14 protein-coding genes are annotated in these 18,825 nt (G+C 70.9%); 10 read left to right on the top strand and 4 right to left on the bottom strand.

Translation table 11 applies throughout. The annotated features are described in order from the left end of the window. Positions 1 to 27 precede the first annotated feature (27 nt). Positions 28 to 2,340 (bottom strand): protein kinase domain-containing protein, encoded by a 2,313-nt coding sequence (locus QSK15_RS12090; RefSeq protein WP_285794248.1) that lies wholly within the window; start codon positions 2,338 to 2,340, stop codon positions 28 to 30. A gap of 194 nt (positions 2,341 to 2,534) precedes the next feature. Between QSK15_RS12090 and QSK15_RS12085 the strand changes: the two genes are divergently transcribed. Then, complete coding sequence (locus tag QSK15_RS12085; protein WP_285794247.1) at positions 2,535 to 3,164, top strand: hypothetical protein; 630 nt, start codon at positions 2,535 to 2,537, stop codon at positions 3,162 to 3,164. Positions 3,165 to 3,195: 31 nt separating this feature from the next. Here QSK15_RS12085 and QSK15_RS12080 read toward each other — a convergent pair whose 3' ends face one another. Then, a complete protein-coding gene (locus QSK15_RS12080; protein WP_285794246.1) occupies positions 3,196 to 3,504 on the bottom strand; it encodes a hypothetical protein in 309 nt (102 codons plus the stop codon). Between the two features lie 320 nt (positions 3,505 to 3,824). Here QSK15_RS12080 and QSK15_RS12075 point away from each other — a divergent pair, with 320 nt between their 5' ends. Further along, positions 3,825 to 4,697 carry a DUF4231 domain-containing protein gene (locus tag QSK15_RS12075; RefSeq protein ID WP_285794245.1) on the top strand — a complete coding sequence of 291 codons (873 nt, stop codon included), beginning with the start codon at positions 3,825 to 3,827 and terminating at the stop codon, positions 4,695 to 4,697. Between the two features lie 226 nt (positions 4,698 to 4,923). On the opposite strand, the gene QSK15_RS12070 is transcribed toward QSK15_RS12075, so the two are convergent. Continuing rightward, complete coding sequence (locus QSK15_RS12070; RefSeq protein ID WP_285794244.1) at positions 4,924 to 6,303, bottom strand: cation:dicarboxylate symporter family transporter; 1,380 nt, start codon at positions 6,301 to 6,303, stop codon at positions 4,924 to 4,926. Between the two features lie 97 nt (positions 6,304 to 6,400). Between QSK15_RS12070 and QSK15_RS12065 the strand changes: the two genes are divergently transcribed. From QSK15_RS12065 to abc-f, 3 genes are all read left to right on the top strand, one after another. Next, positions 6,401 to 7,987, top strand: coding sequence for an ATP-binding protein (locus QSK15_RS12065; protein ID WP_285794243.1), 1,587 nt, complete (start codon positions 6,401 to 6,403; stop codon positions 7,985 to 7,987). Then, the gene (locus QSK15_RS12060; RefSeq protein ID WP_285794242.1) at positions 7,984 to 8,679 is read left to right on the top strand and encodes a response regulator transcription factor; all 696 of its coding nucleotides are present in this window, start codon (positions 7,984 to 7,986) and stop codon (positions 8,677 to 8,679) included. Before QSK15_RS12065 ends, QSK15_RS12060 begins: the two co-directional genes overlap by 4 nt. A gap of 280 nt (positions 8,680 to 8,959) precedes the next feature. After that, positions 8,960 to 10,597, top strand: coding sequence for a ribosomal protection-like ABC-F family protein (gene abc-f / locus QSK15_RS12055; RefSeq protein WP_285794241.1), 1,638 nt, complete (start codon positions 8,960 to 8,962; stop codon positions 10,595 to 10,597). Positions 10,598 to 10,683: 86 nt separating this feature from the next. Here the strand turns inward: abc-f and dnaE are convergent, their stop codons facing one another. Then, positions 10,684 to 14,214, bottom strand: a complete 3,531-nt coding sequence (gene dnaE, locus QSK15_RS12050) for a DNA polymerase III subunit alpha (RefSeq protein ID WP_285794240.1) — start codon at positions 14,212 to 14,214, stop codon at positions 10,684 to 10,686. Between the two features lie 144 nt (positions 14,215 to 14,358). Between dnaE and QSK15_RS12045 the strand changes: the two genes are divergently transcribed. The 5 genes from QSK15_RS12045 to QSK15_RS12025 all read left to right on the top strand — a co-directional run bounded on the left by QSK15_RS12045 (position 14,359) and on the right by QSK15_RS12025 (position 18,772). Continuing rightward, positions 14,359 to 14,979, top strand: coding sequence for an L-threonylcarbamoyladenylate synthase (locus tag QSK15_RS12045; protein WP_285794239.1), 621 nt, complete (start codon positions 14,359 to 14,361; stop codon positions 14,977 to 14,979). Positions 14,980 to 15,331: 352 nt separating this feature from the next. Then, entirely contained in the window at positions 15,332 to 15,673 is a 342-nt protein-coding gene (locus QSK15_RS12040) for a PadR family transcriptional regulator (RefSeq protein ID WP_285794238.1), read from the top strand. Continuing rightward, on the top strand, positions 15,670 to 16,617 hold the full coding sequence (locus QSK15_RS12035) for a permease prefix domain 1-containing protein (RefSeq protein ID WP_285794237.1): 948 nt from the start codon (positions 15,670 to 15,672) through the stop codon (positions 16,615 to 16,617). Before QSK15_RS12040 ends, QSK15_RS12035 begins: the two co-directional genes overlap by 4 nt. A 116-nt stretch (positions 16,618 to 16,733) precedes the next feature. Next, positions 16,734 to 18,059, top strand: a complete 1,326-nt coding sequence (locus QSK15_RS12030) for a sensor histidine kinase (RefSeq protein WP_285794236.1) — start codon at positions 16,734 to 16,736, stop codon at positions 18,057 to 18,059. Beyond that, positions 18,056 to 18,772, top strand: coding sequence for a response regulator (locus QSK15_RS12025; RefSeq protein ID WP_285794235.1), 717 nt, complete (start codon positions 18,056 to 18,058; stop codon positions 18,770 to 18,772). The genes QSK15_RS12030 and QSK15_RS12025 overlap by 4 nt, the downstream gene beginning before the upstream one ends. Positions 18,773 to 18,825 lie beyond the last annotated feature (53 nt).

Genomic DNA, 18,825 nt, shown 5'->3' with positions numbered 1-18,825 from the left:
AACCATCACCGCCCTCGCCGTCAGCGCTCAGCTGGCCCGCCACTTCTGGTTGGCGTTGCCGGTGCACTGCCAGATCTGCAACCGGGCGCCGTTGTCCGGATTCGAGTCGACCACGTCGACGCACCTGTCCGCCTTGGTGTTCACCAGGTCGTACGCCTTGTTGAGGGTGAACCTCTGCGACGACGCGCCGGAGCATTCGGCCAGGATGACGTGCGCCCCGTCCTGGGTGGAGTGGCCGGCGACATCAAGGCACATTCCCATCGAGCGGACGGTGCCGTCCGACGGGAACGTCCACAGTTGCTTTGCCGTCCGTCGACAGTCCCAGATCTGCGGTCGCGCGCCGGCGTAGGCGTTGCCCTCGGGGATGTCGATGCAGCGGTCGCTGGCGAAGCTGGAGATCTGCTTGCCGGCGGGCGGGTTGCTCTTCGTCGGAGACGGTGGCGGAGCGGACGGCGGCGCCTGATTTCCCGGAGCGGTGGTCGTATTGCCGCCTGTCCCGGGCGACGGCGGCGGCGCACTGGCCGACGGTGGCGCGCTGGCGGCTCGCGACGGCGGGGCACCCGCGACGGGTAGGCCCTGGAAACCATCCGTGATCAGCGCGAGGACGGCCTCGCTCGCGGACCATTCGGCGGCCGAGGTGGTCCAGTCGATCGAGTACGCGTGCCCGTTGTGGCCGACGAACAGCCGGCTCGACGTGCGCATCGGCGTGCCGTCCTCGTCGGTGTACGTCCACGCCCACTCGGCGGCACGCAGCTGGTAGCGCAGCGCGTCGAGCCGGACCTGCCGATACTCGGCGTACCGGCCGCGTTGCGTCGTCTCCCGCGCCCGCAGCTGCGCGAGCGGCTCCGCGGGGACGGACCGGAGTTCGTCGACGACGAGCACGCGGCTGCCGTCCGGCTCGCGGAACACCGCGCGCTCACCGTCGTGCCGGGCCTGCCAACCGTCCGGCACCGGTACGAGGAAGCGCGGATCGTCACGGTAGTAGCGCCAACCCGCCGGCGGCGGTGGCAGCACCCTGGACACCGGCGTCTCGGCGACCGGCGACGGGTGCACGGCCGGCGCCGCCACGTCGCCGGCACGGGTGTCACCGAACAGCCCGCCCTTGAGCAGGGACGCGGCCACCAGCAGGACGACCAGCAGCACGGCGGCCCCGACCGACCCGATCAGCCGCGCCCGACGCTGACGGCCCTTCCCGGGCACCGGGGCGGCAGTGGGTGACGGGGGCACAGCCGGCGACATGGGCGTAGCCGGCACGGCAGCGACGGCGGGCGACTTGGGCACGGCAGCGGCGGCGGGTGACGTGGTGGCGGCGGCGGGCGACGTGGTGGCGGCCGGCACGGCGTTGACAGTCGATGCCGCGGGGGCGTCGGACGCGTCGGGGAGGGCCGGCGACGCGGGCGGGCCGGGTTCGGCGGGGACGAACTCGGGCACGATCGTCGGACGGGGCAGGTCGGCTGTGGCGGTGGTGATCCGGGTCAGCGGTCCGCCGCCGGCGCCGCTCACCTCAGTCGTCGGCACATCCGGGGTGGCGGCCTGGCGCAGGAGCCGATCCGCCTCCTCGGCGCTGATCCGTTGACCCGGCTCCCGGCGCAGCAGTCCGTCCAGGAGCGGGGTCAGCCGACCGGCCCGTCGCGCCGGTGGCGGCGGCTCGGTGGCCAGGGCCGCCAGCGTGGCGAGCGGAGACGAGCGGTGGTACGGGGTGCGTCCCTCGACCGCCGCGTAGAGGGTGGCGCCCAGCGACCACAGGTCGGCCGCCGGCCCCACGTCGCCGTCGGTGGCCCGCTCGGGTGCGAGGAACGCCGGCGAGCCGAGCACCATCCCGGTCTGGGTCATCCGTGGGTCGCCGGGGAGGGTGGCCAGACCGAAGTCGGTCAGCACCACCCTGCCGTCGTCGGCGAGCAGCACGTTGGCCGGCTTGACGTCCCGGTGCAGCACACCGGCGCGGTGGGCGGCCCGCAGCGCGCCCAGGATGCCCAGCCCGATCCGGGCGGCGCGGTCCGCCGGCATCGACCCCTCGGCTTCGAGCACCTGTTGCAGGGACCGGGACGGCACGAGCTCCATCACGATCCAGGGGTCGCCACCGGAGTGCAGCACGTCGAAGACGCGTACCACGTTGGGGTGGCCCAGACGGGCGACGGCCCGCGCCTCGCGCATGGACCGTTCCCGCATCTCCCGACGTTCGTCGTCGCGCAGGCCGGGCGGTGCCACCAACTCCTTGATGGCGACGTCGCGCTGCAGCATCTCGTCACGGGCCTGCCACACGCGGCCCATCCCGCCCTGACCGAGCGGACGGACCAGCCGATAGCGATCGGCAATCAACTGTCGAGAGGCGTCTGGCACGACAGGAAGGTACCTGCCCTGGTTTACGTACCCAATTCTTGTGGCGGCTGGAAATGCGACAGTTGGATATGTCACACGCAAGATCGACTAGTTACCGATCGTTCATTTAGACATAACTCCGCTATTGGGTACGAGCAGTGTCGCCCACCGCGATGTTACCAACGCGTATATCGGCGTCCTGCTATAAATATCGAATGAATTCGAATTCTGCGGAGCGCCGGGCCGGACGCGTCGCGGCCGAGTTGGGCGCCCTGTGCCTGGCGGTGGTCCTGTCCGCCTGCACGCCGGCAGGTGGCCCGCACCAGCCCACCTCAGCACCGGTCGACCGGACAACTCCGGCCGACCGGGCGGCGCCGGCCACCGGTGCCAGCGGTGCCGCATCGCCGTGCACGCCATCGGTCGATGCGCTGCCGGCGCCACCGGCCGGCTACCGGTTGGTGGGCGAGGACGTCGCGGTGCCCGACACCCCGGTGCTGTCGGCGGACGATTCCGGGGAGGTCGACCCGGCGGCGCGACTGTTCGCCAAATGGGGGCTCGTCGTCCGCGCCGGCACTGTCGTCGACCTGCGGGTGGCACCGGGCTGGCAGGACAGGGCCCGGCTCGGATGGGGCGGCACGGGCGCGCCCGCGGCGACCGTCACGGTGCACGCCTGCACGCCCGAGGGTGGGCAGGCGCAGTGGCTGGCCTTCGTCGGCGGCACCTGGGTCGGGCAGGCCGCCTGTGTACCGCTGATCGTGACGTCGGACGGCCAGACCGACCGCGTCAACCTCGGCATCGGCACCCCCTGCGACACGACCGCCACGCCACACCCCGTCACCTCATGAACCCGAACGGCCCGGCGCCGCCGGCCGCCGATCAGTCCGGCAGCGCTCGTGCGACTCGATCGAGCAGGTCTCGGGCACCGGACTGAACATCCGGGTCGGGATCGTCCAGCAGACTCCGGAGCGCGGCGCGAAAACGCATCCGGTCCTCCGGCCCCGCGCAGGCGAGCTCGAAGAAGGCGGCGCTCAGGCAGCCGGTGAGATGATCCGCCTGGTCCGGCTCAGCGACATGCCACGCCGCCGCGACGAGACGCAGGCCGGCTGCGTCACGACGCCGCAACAGCTCCTCGGCGGTGGCGTCGGTGACCGCGGTGTTCGCGCTGTCGAGAAGCAGGCTCCGCACCACGGCATCCACCGGTTCCCGTCCAACGACAGCGCTCAGGTGACGCCCGGCGCGGGCCCGGTCCGACCACCACCGCGACCGCGCCAACCCCAGTGCCTCCCCGTCCTCCACCCTTACATCATCCCCGGCCCTCACCCGGAATGACGTCCACCGCCCTCGTGATCAAGAGCTTTACGTCATCCATCCCGGTGTGTCGTGACGCAAACCTCTTGATCACCAGGGTGGCGGGTGGGGTGGGGGTGGACGGGGGTGTCTACTGTCTACAGCGCCTGCCGTCCGACTGTCGATGTCCTGGATGTTCTGCCGAGAGGGTCAACGACATGCTGAAGGCCGAGGATCTTCCCCCGTTTCAGCGCGCCGTGTCCGATGAGTCGCAGCGCGGCCAACGCGTGTACACCACCCTTGTCGCGCTGCGGCTGTCCCTGCTCCTGGTGGCCGCTGTCGCGGGAGTCGCCACCTGGAAGCTCGACGATTTCGCCCTCGGCCCGGCGCTGGCGGCGGGCGCGTTCGCCGCCACCTCGTTCGTCGAGGTCTTTCTCCTCACCAATCGTCCGAATGAACGGTGGTACGTCGGCAGGGCCCTCTCCGAATCCATCAAATCACTCACCTGGCGATTCACCGTCGCGGCTGAACCTTTTCCCCGATCGCAGAGCGAATCGGACAGCGTCCAGGAATTCACCAACCGATTGTTGGGCCTGACCGGGGACATGTCGGCCGCCGGGTTGGCGGCTCCCGCGGTGGCCGGGCAACAGATCACTGACGGAATGCGTGCGCTGCGCGCCACCCCCCTTGAGGAGCGCCGCGCCGCGTACCTGGTCGGCCGCCTCGAGGCCCAGCGGGCCTGGTACGCCGAACGGTCACTGGCGAACCGGGCCCGGGCGACCGGCTGGTCGGTGACCATGCTCGTGCTGGAGATCGCCGGGGTGACCCTGGCCGTGTCGAGGGCTGCCGGACTGACGGACCTCGACCTGCTCGGGGTGGCCGCCGCAGCGGTCGCGGCCGGCGCGGCCTGGACCCAGACGCGGCAACACGGCGCGGTGGCGACCGCCTACGCGCTGGCTAGTCAGGAGCTTGCCGCCATGGGGTCACTGGCCACCCGGATCAGTACGGAAGCCGAACTGTCGCGGTTCGTGAACGACACGGAGACGGCCATTTCCCGGGAACACACGATGTGGCGCGCGCGCCGACGCTGACGCCGCCACGCCCAGCCCTCGCCCCCGCCCCCGCCCCCGCCCCTGTCGCCCGGAGATCGACTCGGATTTCAGGAAAGCGCGGTCTCGAGGCCGATCGGATGCCCCGATATTCAGGAAGCCGAGTGGATCACGGCGTGGACCGGGGTCACGGGGTGGACCGGGGTCACGGGGTGGACCGGGATCACGGCGGCCGAGGCCACCGCGAAGCCCGGTCCACGTCCGTGCATCAGGCCGGCGCTCCGGCCGGCGCGGTCTCCCTCTCGTCGGGGCGCGGCGCCGCGTCGTCGTGCTCGTCGACCATGGTGGCCTCGTCGAACGGGTCGTTGCCGCTCAGCACCCCGACCGCCCGGTCCCGGTCGAACTCGCCGGTCCAGGTTCCCACCAGCACTGTCGCCACCGCGTTGCCGGCGAAGTTGGTCAGCGCCCGGGCCTCCGACATGAACCGGTCGATGCCGACGATCAGCCCGACCCCGTCGACGAGGTCCGGTCGGTGCGACTGGAGGCCGCCGGCAAGCGTGGCCAGCCCGGCGCCGGTGACCCCGGCGGCACCCTTCGAGGCAATGATCATGAACAGCAGCAGCGAGATCTGCTCGCCGACGGCGAGTGGCTTGCCCAGCGCGTCGGCGATGAACAAAGACGCCATGGTCAGGTAGATGGCCGTACCGTCCAGGTTGAACGAGTAACCCGTCGGCACCGTGATGCCGACGACCGGCTTGCTCACGCCGAAGTGCTCCATCTTGGCGATCAGCCGCGGCAGCGCCGACTCCGACGACGAGGTGGACAGGATCAGCAGGAACTCCCGGCCCAGGTACCGCAGCAGCGAGAAGATCGAGATCCGGGCCACGAACCACAGCAGCGCGCCCAGGAAGACCAGCACGAAGATCAGACAGGTGACGTAGAAGCCCACCATGATCTGGGCGAGGCTCTTGAGGGCGTCGACGCCGGTCGCGCCGACCACGGCGGCCATCGCGCCGAACGCGCCGATCGGCGCCAGCCACATGATCATGGCGAGGACCTTGAAGACGACCCGCTGGATGACGGTGATGGCGTTGAGCACCGGCTCGCCCCGCTGTCCCATGGCCTGGACGGCGAACCCGACCAGCAGGGCGACCAGCAGCGTCTGGAGCACCTTGCCCTCGGTGAGCGCGGAGAGCAGCGTCGTCGGGATGATCCCGAGCAGGAAGTCGGCAGTACCGGCGGCCTCGTCACCGGCGGCGGCCTTGCCCGAGCCGACGAGGTCCGGGCCGAGGTTCAGGCCGGAGCCGGGGTGGATGAGGTTGCCGACGACCAGGCCGATGGCGAGCGCGACCGTCGACATGGTCAGGAAGTAACCGAGGGCCAGGCCGCCGACCCTGCCGACCTTCGCGGCCTGCCGGACGGAGCCGACGCCGAGCACGATGGTGCAGAAGATGACCGGGCTGATCATCATCTTGATCAGGTTGACGAAGCCGGTGCCGATCGGCTTGAGTTCCTTGCCGAAATCGGGGGCGACCAGGCCGACCACGATGCCGGCGACGACGGCCACGATGACGGCCAGATACAGGTAACGGGTACGGTCCCGGCGGACCGCCGGCGCCGGGGTGGTGGCGGATGTGGTGGTGTCCATGTCGACAATGTGAAGCGCGTCTCACCCGTTGACAGCCTTGCGGTCATTCTGTTCACCGCGATGGCTCCAACGGCGGCGCGACGAGGAGGGGGTGGAGGTGGCCCGACGCCAGTGGAGCATCGCGGGGCAACTCTTCGCCCTCCAGGCGATGGTGGTGACGTTGCTCGTGCTGGCCGGCGCGGCGGGCGCCGTCTGGCTGGCCCGCAGCGACTCCCGCCAGGCCGCGCAGGAAGAGGTGCTCGCGGTGGCGCAGACAGTGGCGCGCTCCCCCGACGTCCGCGCCGCCCTCACCACCGCCGACCCGGCCAGCATCCTGCAGCCGTACGCCGAATCGACCCGGCTGGCCACGGGCACCGACTTCGTTGTGGTGATGGCCCCCGACCGCACCCGTTTCTCCCACCCCACCCGGGAGCGCATCGGCCAGCCGTTCGTCGGCGAGATCGGACCCGCCCTGGCCGGCCACCCGTTCACCACCACGAACGTCGGCACGCTCGGCGAGTCGGTGCGCGCCGTCGTTCCGGTGTACGACGAGCAGCGGCACCTCGTCGGTCTGGTCTCGGTGGGCATCACCACCCGGGCCATCGACCGTAAGCTGCTCAGCCAGCTGCCGGTGCTGTTCGGGGTGGTCGCGCCGGCTCTGGCGCTCGCCGCGACGGGCTCCTGGCTGCTCAGCCGCCGGCTCCGTCGCCAGACGCACGGGCTGGGGCCGGCACAGATGACCCGGATGTACGAGTACTACGACGCCGTTCTGCACTCGGTGCGCGAAGGTCTCGTCGTGCTGACCACCGATCGTCGGGTGGCGCTGGTGAACGACGAGGGCCGCCGACTGTTGGGGCTCGACACGGACGCGCCGGTGATCGATCAGCCGGTGGGCGGGATCGACCTGCCGCCCGCGGCGGCCGAGTTGCTCGACTCCGGGCGTGACGCCCGCGACGAGCCGATCCTCGCCGGTGACCGGGTGCTCGTCGCCAACCAGCGGACCGCCCGCTTCGAGGGCGCGGCGCTCGGCACCGTCCTGACCCTGCGCGACCAGACCGAGCTGCGCACCCTGGCCAGCGAGCTGGATTCGGTGCGGGCCCTGACGGAGGCGTTGCAGGCGCAGACCCACGAGTCGGCAAACCGGCTGCACACCGTGCTCACCCTGGTCGAGCTGGGCCGCACCGAGGAGGCCGTCCGGCTCGGCACCCGCGACCTGGCCCTCGCCCAGCAACTGACCGACCGGGTGGTCGGCGCGGTGACCGAACCGGCGCTCGCGGCCCTGCTGCTCGGCAAGTCCGCGCAGGCCGGCGAGCGCGGAGTGGACCTGATCATCGAACCGGACTGCCGCCTCGACGACAGCCCACTGCCGACCGGTGACCTGCTCACCGTGGTCGGCAACCTGGTCGACAACGCGCTCGAAGCGGTGGCCGGCACCCCGGCGCCCCGTCGGGTGCGCGTCTTCGTCGGCGCGGCCGACGACGAACTGGTGGTCCGGGTCGCCGACAGCGGCCCCGGGCTGGCACCGGAGCGGGTCGCCGACGCGTTCCGGCGCGGCTGGTCCACCAAGAGCACCGGCCGTGGCCTCGGCCTGGCGCTGGTCGGGCAGGTGGTGCGCCGGCACGGCGGCAGCGCCGAGGTGGATCGCTCGGACGACGGGGGCAGCCTGTTCACCGTCCGACTGCCGAGCCGGGTCGAGCGCTCGTGACCGACATCCGCGTGCTCGTCGTCGAGGACGAGCCGCTGCTGGCCGAGGCGCACAGCGCGTACACCGAACGGGTCCCCGGTTTTGTGGTGGTCGGGGTGGCGCACACCGCGCGGGCGGCGATGGCGGCCCTGCGCGCCGACCACGGCGGCGGCGTGGACCTCGTACTCCTGGATTTTCGGCTGCCCGACCTGCACGGCCTGGACGTCTGCCGGGCGCTGCGCGCGGCCGGCAGCAGCGTGGACGTGCTCGCCGTGACCTCCGCACGGGACCTGGCGGTGGTGCGCACCGCCGTGTCCCTCGGGGTGACCCACTACCTGCTCAAACCGTTCACGTTCGCCGCGTTCCGCGACAAGCTGGAGCGCTACGCCGACTACCGCGCCCAGGCGCTCGCCGACGGCGAGGTCGCCGCCCAGCACGAGGTGGACCAGATGTTCGCCACCCTGCGCGGCACCGCCGGGCACAGCCTGCCGAAGGGGCTCGACGCGCAGACCCTCGATCGGGTACGCGCCGCCCTCACCGACGGCAACCGCGCGGCGGCCGGGCTGTCCGCGACCGAGGTGAGCGCGCTGACCGGCATCTCCCGGGTGACCGCCCGCCGCTACCTGGAGTACCTGGTCAGCGTCGACCGGGCCGCCCGCACCCCCCGCTACGGCACCCCCGGCCGCCCCGAGGTCGAGTACCGACCCCGCTGAGCGCGTCGCCGGCCAGGCCCAGCGCACGCCGCAGAGTGCTCAGGAACCTGGTTGTGGCGTGAAGATCCGTTGTTAGACTCGACGGAGTTGGGTTGGCGATACGACCAGGGAGACCAGACATGGCGGGTGACGACGACATCTCCGGGTGAGACCGGATGTGTTCGGCCATCGGTTCGGCGCGCGTGAGGCGCAGCCGCGGTGGCCATGACGTCGTTCCACCGTTCCCGTTCGTCGTCGGGCGGTTTACGCACGCCCACCCCACCCTCTGAGGTCACTCGCAATGTCTGATGCTTTCATCGTCTGCTCGAATCTGTCCTTCTCCTGGCCGGACGACACCCCGGTCTTCTCGGACCTGTCCTTCACCGTGCCGGGCGGTCGCACCGGCCTGGTCGCGCCCAACGGCGCCGGCAAGAGCACCCTGCTGCGGCTGATCGCCGGGGAGCTGCGGCCCAGCGGCGGCAGCGTCAGCGTCGACGGCGTGCTCGGCTACCTCCCGCAGACGCTGCCGCTGGTCGGCGACCTGACCGTGGCGCAGGTGCTGGGCGTCGCCGAGCGGATCGCGGCGTTGCACGCCATCGAGGCCGGCGACGCCAGCGAAGAGCACTTCGCCACCATCGGCGACGACTGGGACATCGAGGAGCGCACCCGCGCCGAGCTGGACCGGCTCGGCCTCGGTGACCTGGAACTCGACCGGCGGCTGCACACCCTCAGCGGCGGTCAGGTGGTCTCCCTCGGCCTGGCGGCGCAACTGCTGCGGCGCCCGGACGTGCTCCTGCTCGACGAGCCGACGAACAACCTGGACCTGGCGGCCCGGCACAAGCTCTACGACGTGCTGACCGACTGGTCCGGGTGCCTGCTGCTGGTCAGCCACGACCGGGAGCTGCTGGACCGGATGGACCGCATCGCCGAACTGGAACGCGGCGAGATCCGCTGGTACGGGGGCAACTTCACCGCGTACACCGAGGCGGTGCAGGCGGCGCGGGAGGTCGCCGAGAGCAACCTGCGCAACGCCGAGCAGGAGGTGAAGCGGGAGAAGCGGGAGATGCAGCAGGCCCGGGAGCGGGCCGACCGGCGGGCCAGCAACGCCTCGAAGAACCTGAAGAACGCCGGGCTGGCCCGGATCGTCGCCGGCGGGCTCAAGCGCAGCGCGCAGGAGTCGGCGGGCAAGGCGCAGGGGACCCACTCGGCCCGGCTCGGCGAGGCCAAGGCCCGACTCGACGAGGCCGGCCGGGCGGTACGCGACGAGGACCGGATCACCGTCGACCTGCCGGACACCAGCGTCCCGGGCGGGCGCACGGTCTTCTCCGGTCAGGGCATGCGGGCCCGCTTCGACGACCGGGACCTGTTCGGCGGCGACGGCGCCGACCTGGTGATCCGAGGGCCGGAGCGGATCGCGCTCACCGGCGCGAACGGCGTCGGCAAGTCGACCCTGCTGCGCCTGGTCCAGGGCGACCTGCAACCGTCCGGCGGTGAGATCAAGCGGGGCGACGGGCGGATCGCGTACCTGTCGCAGCGGTTGGACCTGCTGGACCTCGACCGTACGGTGGCGGAGAACTTCGCCGCGTACGCGCCGAACCTGCCGGACGCGAAGCGGATGAACCTGCTCGCCCGGTTCCTGTTCCGGGGCGCCCGGGTCAACCTGCCCGTCGGGGTGCTCTCCGGTGGCGAACGGCTACGCGCCACCCTCGCCTGTGTGCTCTGCGCCGAACCGGCACCACAACTGCTGCTGCTCGACGAGCCGACGAACAACCTGGACCTGGTCAGCGTCGGTCAGTTGGAGAGCGCGCTCGCCGCGTACCAGGGGGCGTTCGTGGTGGTCAGCCACGACGAACGGTTCCTCGCGGAGATCGGCGTGCAGCGCTGGTTGCGGCTGGCCGACGGCCAACTGCGGGAGATCAGCGCCCCCGACCGGAGCTGAGCCCGGCGGTGTCCTCGGCCCGGTCGGACGAACGCCCGACCGGGCCGAGGCCCACTCAGCTCACGGCCGGCCGGGACGAGGCCCGGTCAGCTCACGTTGGCCGGGCCGAGGACGCTCTTCAGGTCACCCATCAGGGCGGTCGTCGGCGCCACCCGGAACGGCCCCAGCCGCAGCGTGGTGGTACGCCCGCCGTTCTGCAGCTTGACGTGCACCTCGGTGTCGCCCGGGTGCAGCACCAGGGTCTCCTTGAGCCGCTCGACCAGCGGTGGCGTGCACCGGTGCACCGGGATGGTGAGGGTGACCGGCTTGTTGGTGGCGCTGGTGCTGACGTCCGGCATGGACATGTCCATCGCCATGATCCGTGGGGTGTCGTCGCGGCGGTCCACCCGACCCTTGACCACCACGATGGCGTCCTCGGCGATGTACTGCCCGATCACCTCGTAGGTGTTGGGGAAGAACAGCGTCTCCACCCCGCCGGCCAGGTCCTCCAGGGTGGCCGACGCCCAGGCCCGGCCCTGCTTGGTGACCCGGCGCTGCACGCCGGAGAGAATGCCGGCGAGGGTGACGACCGCCCCGTCGGGCACCGCGCCCTCCTCGGCCAGCGAGGCGATGGTGGTGTCGGCCGCCGCGTTGAGAATGTGCTCCAGGCCGAACAGCGGGTGGTCGGACACGTACAGGCCGAGCATCTCCCGTTCGAAGGCCAGCTTGTCGCGCTTGTCCCACTCGCTGTCACCGATGGTCGGCATCACCGTGGTGCTGCCCGTGTCGGCGTCACCGAAGCCGGCGCCGAACAGGTCGTACTGGCCGACGGCCTCCTTGCGCTTGACGTCGGCGTACGCGTCGATCGCGTCGGCGTGCACCGCGAGCAGGCCCTTGCGCGGGTGGTCCATCGAGTCGAACGCGCCCGCCTTGATCAGCGATTCGATGGTCTTCTTGTTGCAGACCACCGCGTCCACCTTGGACAGGAAGTCGTAGAAGTCGGTGTAGTCGCCCTTCTCCTCCCGGCAGCGCATGATCGAGGCGACCACGTTCGCCCCGACGTTGCGCACCGCGGCCAGGCCGAAGCGGATGTCCTTGCCGACCGGGGTGAACGGCCCGGCCGAGGTGTTCACGTCCGGTGGCAGCACCTGGATGCGCATCCGGCGACACTCGGCCAGGTAGAGCGCCATCTTGTCCTTGTCGTCGCCGACGCTGGTCAGCAGCCCGGCCATGTACTCGGCCGGGTAGTGCGCCTTCAGGTACGCGGTCCAGTAGGAGACCAGGCCGTACGCGGCTGAGTGCGCCTTGTTGAACGCGTATCCGGCGAACGGCACCAGGACGTCCCAGACGGCCTGGATCGCCTCGTCGGAGTAGCCGCGTTCGCGGCAGCCGTCCCGGAACGGGATGAACTCCTTGTCGAGGATCTCCTTCTTCTTCTTACCCATGGCCCGGCGCAGCAGGTCCGCCTGACCGAGGCTGTAACCGGCGAGGATCTGCGCGGCTCGCTGCACCTGCTCCTGGTAGACGATCAGGCCGTGGGTGGGGGCCAGGATCTCCCGCAGCGGCTCCTCCAGCTCCGGGTGGATCGGAGTGATCTCCTGGAGGCCGTTCTTGCGCAGCGCGTAGTTGGTGTGCGAGTCGACGCCCATCGGGCCGGGCCGGTACAGGGCCAGGACGGCGGAGATGTCCTCGAAGTTGTCCGGCTTCATCAACCGCAGCAGAGACCGCATCGGGCCACCGTCGAGCTGGAACACGCCGAGGGTGTCACCGCGGGCCAGCAGTTCGTACGCGGCCTTGTCGTCCAGCGGCAGGGCCAGCAGGTCGAGCTTGAGACCGTGGTTCAGCTCGATGTTCTTGACCGCGTCGTCGATGATCGTCAGGTTGCGCAGGCCGAGGAAGTCCATCTTCAGCAGCCCGAGCGACTCGCAGGTCGGGTAGTCGAACTGCGTGATGATCGCCCCGTCGGCGTCGCGGCGCATCAACGGGATGTGCTCGATGATCGGCTCGGCGGACATGATGACGCCGGCGGCGTGCACACCGGTCTGCCGGATCAGCCCCTCGATGCCCTTGGCGGTGTCGATCACCTTGCGGACGTCCGGGTCGGAGTCGTACAGGCCGCGGATCTCGCCCGCCTCGGCGTAGCGGGGGTGCTTGTTGTCGAAGATGCCGGTGAGCGGGATGTCCTTGCCCATCACCGCCGGCGGCATGGCCTTGGTGATCCGGTCGCCGACCGCGTACGGGAAGCCGAGGACCCGGGCCGAGTCCTTGATCGCGGCCTTCGCCTTGATCGTGCCGAAGGTCGCGATCTGGGCGACCTTGTCCTCGCCCCACTTGTCGGTGACGTACTTGATCACTTCGCCGCGCCGACGCTCGTCGAAGTCGATGTCGACATCCGGCATCGAGACCCGCTCGGGGTTGAGGAACCGCTCGAAGATCAGGCCGTGCTGGATCGGGTCCAGGTCGGTGATGCCCAGCGCGTACGCGACGAGCGACCCGGCGGCCGAACCGCGGCCCGGACCCACCGCGATGCCCTGATTCTTCGCCCACTGGATGAAGTCGGCGACCACGAGGAAGTAGGACGGGAAGCCCATCTGGTTGATGACGCCCAGCTCGTACTCCGCCTGGACGACGTGGCCCTCCGGGATGCCGTTCGGGTAGCGGCGGCCCAGGCCGGCGAAGGTCTCCTTGCGGAACCAGGACTCCTCGGTCTCACCCTCGGGCACCGGGAAGCGCGGCATCAGGTTGTGGAACTCGAACATGCCCTTCGGGTCGACCTTCTCGGCGACCAGCAGGGTGTTGCGGCAGCCCTGCTGCCACAGCTCGGACGAGTCCACGGCGCGCATCTGGTCGGCGCTCTTGATGAAGTAGCCGCCGCCCTCGAACCGGAACCGGTTGGGGTCGTCGATGTTGCTGCCGGTCTGCACGCAGAGCAGCACGTCGTGGGCGGTGGCCTGGGCCTCGTGGGTGTAGTGCGAGTCGTTGGTGACCACCGGCGGGATGTCCAGCTTGCGGGCGATCTCGGTGAGCCCCTCGCGGACCCGGCTCTCGATGGAGAGGCCGTGATCCATGATCTCCAGGAAGTAGTTCTCCTTGCCGAAGATGTCCTGGTAGCTGGCGGCGACCTTGAGGGCCTCGTCGAACTGGCCCAGCCGCAGCCGGGTCTGCACCGCGCCGGACGGGCAGCCGGTGGTGGCCATGATCCCCTCGGCGTGCTCGGCGATCAGCTCCATGTCCATCCGGGGCCACTTGACGTAGTGCCCCTCCATGGAGGCGCGCGAGTTGAGGGTGAAGAGGTTCTTCAGGCCCTGCGCGTTGCGTGCCCACATGGTCTTGTGGGTGATCGCGCCGTTACCGGAGATGTCGTCGCTCTTCTGCTCCGGGCGACCCCACTTGACCCGCGCCTTGTGGTAGCGCGACTCCGGCGCCACGTACGCCTCGACGCCCAGAATCGGGGTGATCCCGGCGGCCATCGCCTGGTTGTAGAAGTCGTTCGCGCCGTGCATGTTGCCGTGGTCGGTGATCGCCACAGCGGGCATGCCCAGCCGCTTGGCCTCGGCGAACAGGTCCTTCAGTCGGGCCGCTCCGTCGAGCATCGAGTACTCGGTGTGCACGTGCAGATGCGCGAACGAATCAGCCATGCGTGGCGCCCCCCGGCGGTGTGGATCTTGTTGGTCGGAGCCGACCGGGACCTACCCTACCGAGGTGATCTCGGCGGCTCCACCGTCCGCGCCGAGGGTGGCCCTCGTCTCCTGATCGCCCTGGATGGGCCTAGGCTCTCCAGGATGGCGAGGTACTACGACGTACACCCGGACAACCCGCAACCCCGGGTCATCGGCCAGGTCGCCGACCTGATCCGCGGCGGTGGGCTGGTGGCCTACCCGACCGACTCCTGCTACGCGCTCGGCATCCAGCTGGGCAACCAGGACGGCCTCGACCGCATCCGGCAGATCCGGCACCTCGACGACCGGCACCACTTCACCCTGGTCTGCCACGACTTCGCGCAGCTCGGCCAGTTCGTGCAGATCAGCAACTCGGTCTTCCGGCTGGTGAAGGCGTCCACCCCGGGCAGCTACACGTTCATCCTGCCGGCCACCCGTGAGGTGCCCCGCCGGATGCTGCACCCGAAGAAGCGGACCGTCGGCGTGCGGGTGCCCCGGCACACCATCACCCAGGCGCTGCTGGCCGAGCTGGGCGAGCCGCTGGTGTCCAGCACGCTGGTCCTGCCCGGCGACGAGGAGCCGATGACGCAGGGCTGGGAGATCAAGGAGCGGCTCGACCACCAGCTCGACGCGGTGCTCGACGCCGGCGACTGCGGCATGGAGCCGACGACAGTGATCGACCTGTCCGGGCCCGAGCCGGAGATCCTGCGCCGGGGCGCCGGGGACGTGTCCCGCTTCGAGTAGCGCGCTCGGCGCGGTAAGCGCGTTACCACGTCGATCACCTGACCCGGCAGCCCTCTGGGCGCCGGGTCACCGTCATGCACGCCCCCTTTGCTCTGCAGCCGCATACGCACCAGCCGCCGGCCCCGCAGTCAGCGCCACCGAACGGACCACCGCGCTGGCCACCGCACGGGGCACCCCGCTGGACCGCCCGCTGGGCACCGCATTGGTGCATCCGCAGCAGCAGAGCAAAGGGAGTGAACGACCCTCTCCCGGACGTCGCGTCACGCAGACCTTCAGGCGGCCACAACATCCTCAGCAGACGCGACGCTATCGTCCTAGACAACAGTGTGTGACACACAGTATGGTGTGACACATGGTTAGCGAGGATGTTCTACGGACGCACCTGCAGGAGTTGCGTCGAGGCACCGTCGTGGTGGCCAGCCTGGTCGCGCTCCGCCGGCCGGACTACGGCTACGCACTGCTGCAACGGCTCACCGACCACGGCTTCCCGGTCGACGCGAACACGCTCTACCCGCTGCTGCGCCGCCTGGAGGACCAAGGGCTGCTGACCAGCGAGTGGAACACCGCGGAGAGCCGGCCGCGCAAGTTCTACCGGACCAGCGACGAGGGCGAGTCGATGCTGAGCCGACTGCTCGACGACCTCGCCGCCGTACAGACCTCCATCACCGGGCTGATCCAAGGAGTGGGCCGATGAACACCCTGACCGACCGCTACCTCGCCGCCACCCTGCGCTCGGTGCCCGCCCAGCGCCGCGACGAGATCGCCACCGAGCTGCGGGCCTCCATCGAGGACATGATCGAGGGTCGGACCGATGGAGGGCAGGACGCCACCACTGCCGAGCGGGAGGTGCTCACCGAGCTGGGCAACCCGGACGTGCTGGCCGCCCGGTACGCCGACCGTCGACTCCAGCTCATCGGCCCGACCTACTACCTGGTCTGGCTGCGGCTGCTGAAACTGCTGCTCAGCTTCATCCCGGCGCTCGTCGGCACGATCGTGACCATCGTCGAGGCGGCCGAGGGGAAGGGTTTCGGGGCCATCGGGCCGGGCCTCGTCGTCGCCCTGCAGGTGGGCGTGCAGATCGCCTTCTGGCTCACCCTGACCTTCGCCATCATCGAGCGCTCCCAAACGGCGGTGGACCTGCCGGACTGGACGGTCGACCAGCTGCCCGACGCCCCGGTGCACCGGGGCATCCCGCTCGCCGACACCATCGCCTCGGTGGTCATGCTGGTGGCGACCATCGCGTACCTGCCCATCCAGCACTTCCAGTCCTGGGTGCGCGGCACCGACGGCGAGAACATCGCGATCCTCGACCCGGCTCTCTGGTCGTTCTGGCTGCCGGCGCTGATCGTCGTGCTGATCGCCAGCGTGATCTTCGAGATCGTCAAGTACCGGATCGGACGCTGGACCTGGCGTCTCTTCGGCACCAAGGTGCTGCTCAACCTGGCGTTCTCCGTGCCGCTGGCGTGGTTGGCGCTGTCCGACCGGCTGCTCAACCCGGCCCTGGCCGAGCGGCTGAGCTGGCTGGCGGACGCGGACAACCGGAACCTCCTCGGCGCGGCGATCGCGGTGGGAGCGGCGGTGGTGGTGGTCTGGGACCTGATCGACACCGCGATCAAGACCCGCCGCCAGACGGCGTGAGCGACGCCCGAGCGGGCGGCCCGGCGCGTACCCCGCGCCGGGCCGCCGCCCGTTGGCCGGCACCAAACCGCCCGCCCGCCGGCCCCGCCCGGCCGAGCACGTGGCATCGTTCTCGGATGACCGCCGCACCGCAGGGGGAATGGCACCGCCCCGGTCCAACGACCGAGCAGCGCCGCAACGACCTGTGGCTCGGGTTGGGGATGACCGGGCTGGCCCTGGTGAGCCTCACCCTGGCCCGCAGCACCGGGGCGTTCCTGCTGGGCCCGCCGCCGTCCGGGCCGGAGCAACTGTTCTGGACCGTCGCGGTGACAGTGCCGCTGATCTGGCGACGACGGTGGCCGGCCGCCACCCTGCTGGTCGTCGCGGTGATGTTCATCGCCGCGCAGGCACGATCGGCACCCGAGACGCAGTTCTCCCCCTGGGCCCTGTTCTGCGCCATCTACACCGTCGGCGCGTGGGGGCAGGACCGCCAGCTGTCCCGCCGATTGCGGGTCGGCGTGATCGCCACGATGTTCGCCTGGCTCGGGGTCTACTACGCGGTGATGATCGACCACATTCCGGCGGATGCCTTCGCCGGTGCGGTCGGACCGGTGCCACCGGTGCTCGCCGCGATGGTCACCGGCGTCCTGCTCAACGTGCTGGTGTTCGGCTTCGCGTACTTCTTCGGCGAGACCGCGTGGGTGGCCGCGCGGCGCGAACATGAGCTGCGCACCCAGGCCGAGGACCTGCGCCGGTCGCAGGCCGAGGCCCGGGAGCGGGCGGTTCTCGGCGAACGGGTCCGGATCGCGCGGGAGCTGCACGACGTGGTGGCCCACCACGTGTCGGTGATGGGTGTGCAGGCATCCGCGTGCCGCCGGGTCTTCGACCGCGACCCGGGCAAGGCCCGCACCGCACTGACCGCCATCGAGCAGAGCGCCCGCACCGCCGTCGACGAGCTGCGTCGGATGCTGGGCGTGCTGCGGACCTCCGCCGGCACCGACGCCGCGCCGCCGACGGCCGGCGGCCTGGAACGGATCGACGAACTCGTCGAGCGGGCTCGCGCCGCCGGGCTGACGACCACCCTCGGGGTGTACGGCGACGCTGTCACGTTGCCCGCGTCCGTCTCGCAGGCGGCCTACCGGGTGACGCAGGAGGCGGTGACCAACACCCTGAAGCACGCCGGAGCGAACCTGTTGGACGTGCGGGTCCGCTACCTGGCCCGCGAGGTGGAGGTCGACGTGACCGACGACGGACGGGGCGGCGGCCGGGCCGACACCGTCGGGTTGGGCCTGATCGGGATGCGCGAACGGGTTGGCGCCCACGACGGTGACCTGGAGGCCGGGCCGCGGGCCGGCGGCGGTTGGCGGGTCCGCGCCCGCTTCCCCCTGGCGGCCCCGGTCACCCCGCAGCCGAAGCCGAGCGACAGGCAGCAGGCGGCAGCCGCCGCGGGGCCGGCGGCATGAGTACGGCGGCACACCACGCACCGGACACCGGCCCGACGGTCCGGGTCCTGCTCGCCGACGACCAGCACCTGGTCCGTACCGGCTTCCGGGTCATCCTGGAGGTGGAGGACGACATCGAGGTGGTCGGTGAGGCCGCCGACGGCGAGCGGGCCGTCGCCATGGCCCGGGCCACCCGCCCGGACGTCGTACTCATGGATGTGGAGATGCCCGGGATGGACGGCCTGGAGGCCACCCGGCAGATCAGCGCCGACGGGCCCGGTGGGCCGGCCGTGCTGATCCTCACGACCTTCGACCGCGACGACTATCTCTTCGCCGCGCTGCGGGCCGGGGCCAGCGGCTTCCTGCTCAAGAACGGCACGCCGGAGGAGCTGGTCGAGGCGATCCGGGTGCTGGCCAGGGGCGACGGTCTGCTCGCTCCGGAGATCACCCGCCGGGTGATCTCCACCTTCGCCCGACCCGGCGACCCGACGGGCACCGCCCACCGGGGCCCGGAAGCCGAGGCCGCGTTGGCCGAGCTGACCCCGCGCGAACGGGAGGTGCTGATGTTGCTCGCCGCCGGGTCGAGCAACGCGGAGATCGCCACGACCATCCACCTGGGCGAGGCGACGGTGAAGACGCACGTGAGTCGGGTGCTGGCCAAACTCGGCCTGCGTGACCGGGTGCAGGCAGTGGTCTTCGCATATGAGAACGGGGTGGTCCGGCCCGGCGGGTGACCGGCGTCCACCGCCCGGCGGACCCGCCCGCTCCGCCGCCGGGCGGACGGCGC

The sequence above is a fragment of the Micromonospora sp. NBRC 107095 genome, from assembly GCF_030269705.1.
GTDB classification, from domain to species: Bacteria; Actinomycetota; Actinomycetes; order Mycobacteriales; family Micromonosporaceae; genus Micromonospora; species Micromonospora parva.
Note: the sequence above shows the minus strand (reverse complement) of the source record. Positions and strands in the feature narration are given on the sequence as shown.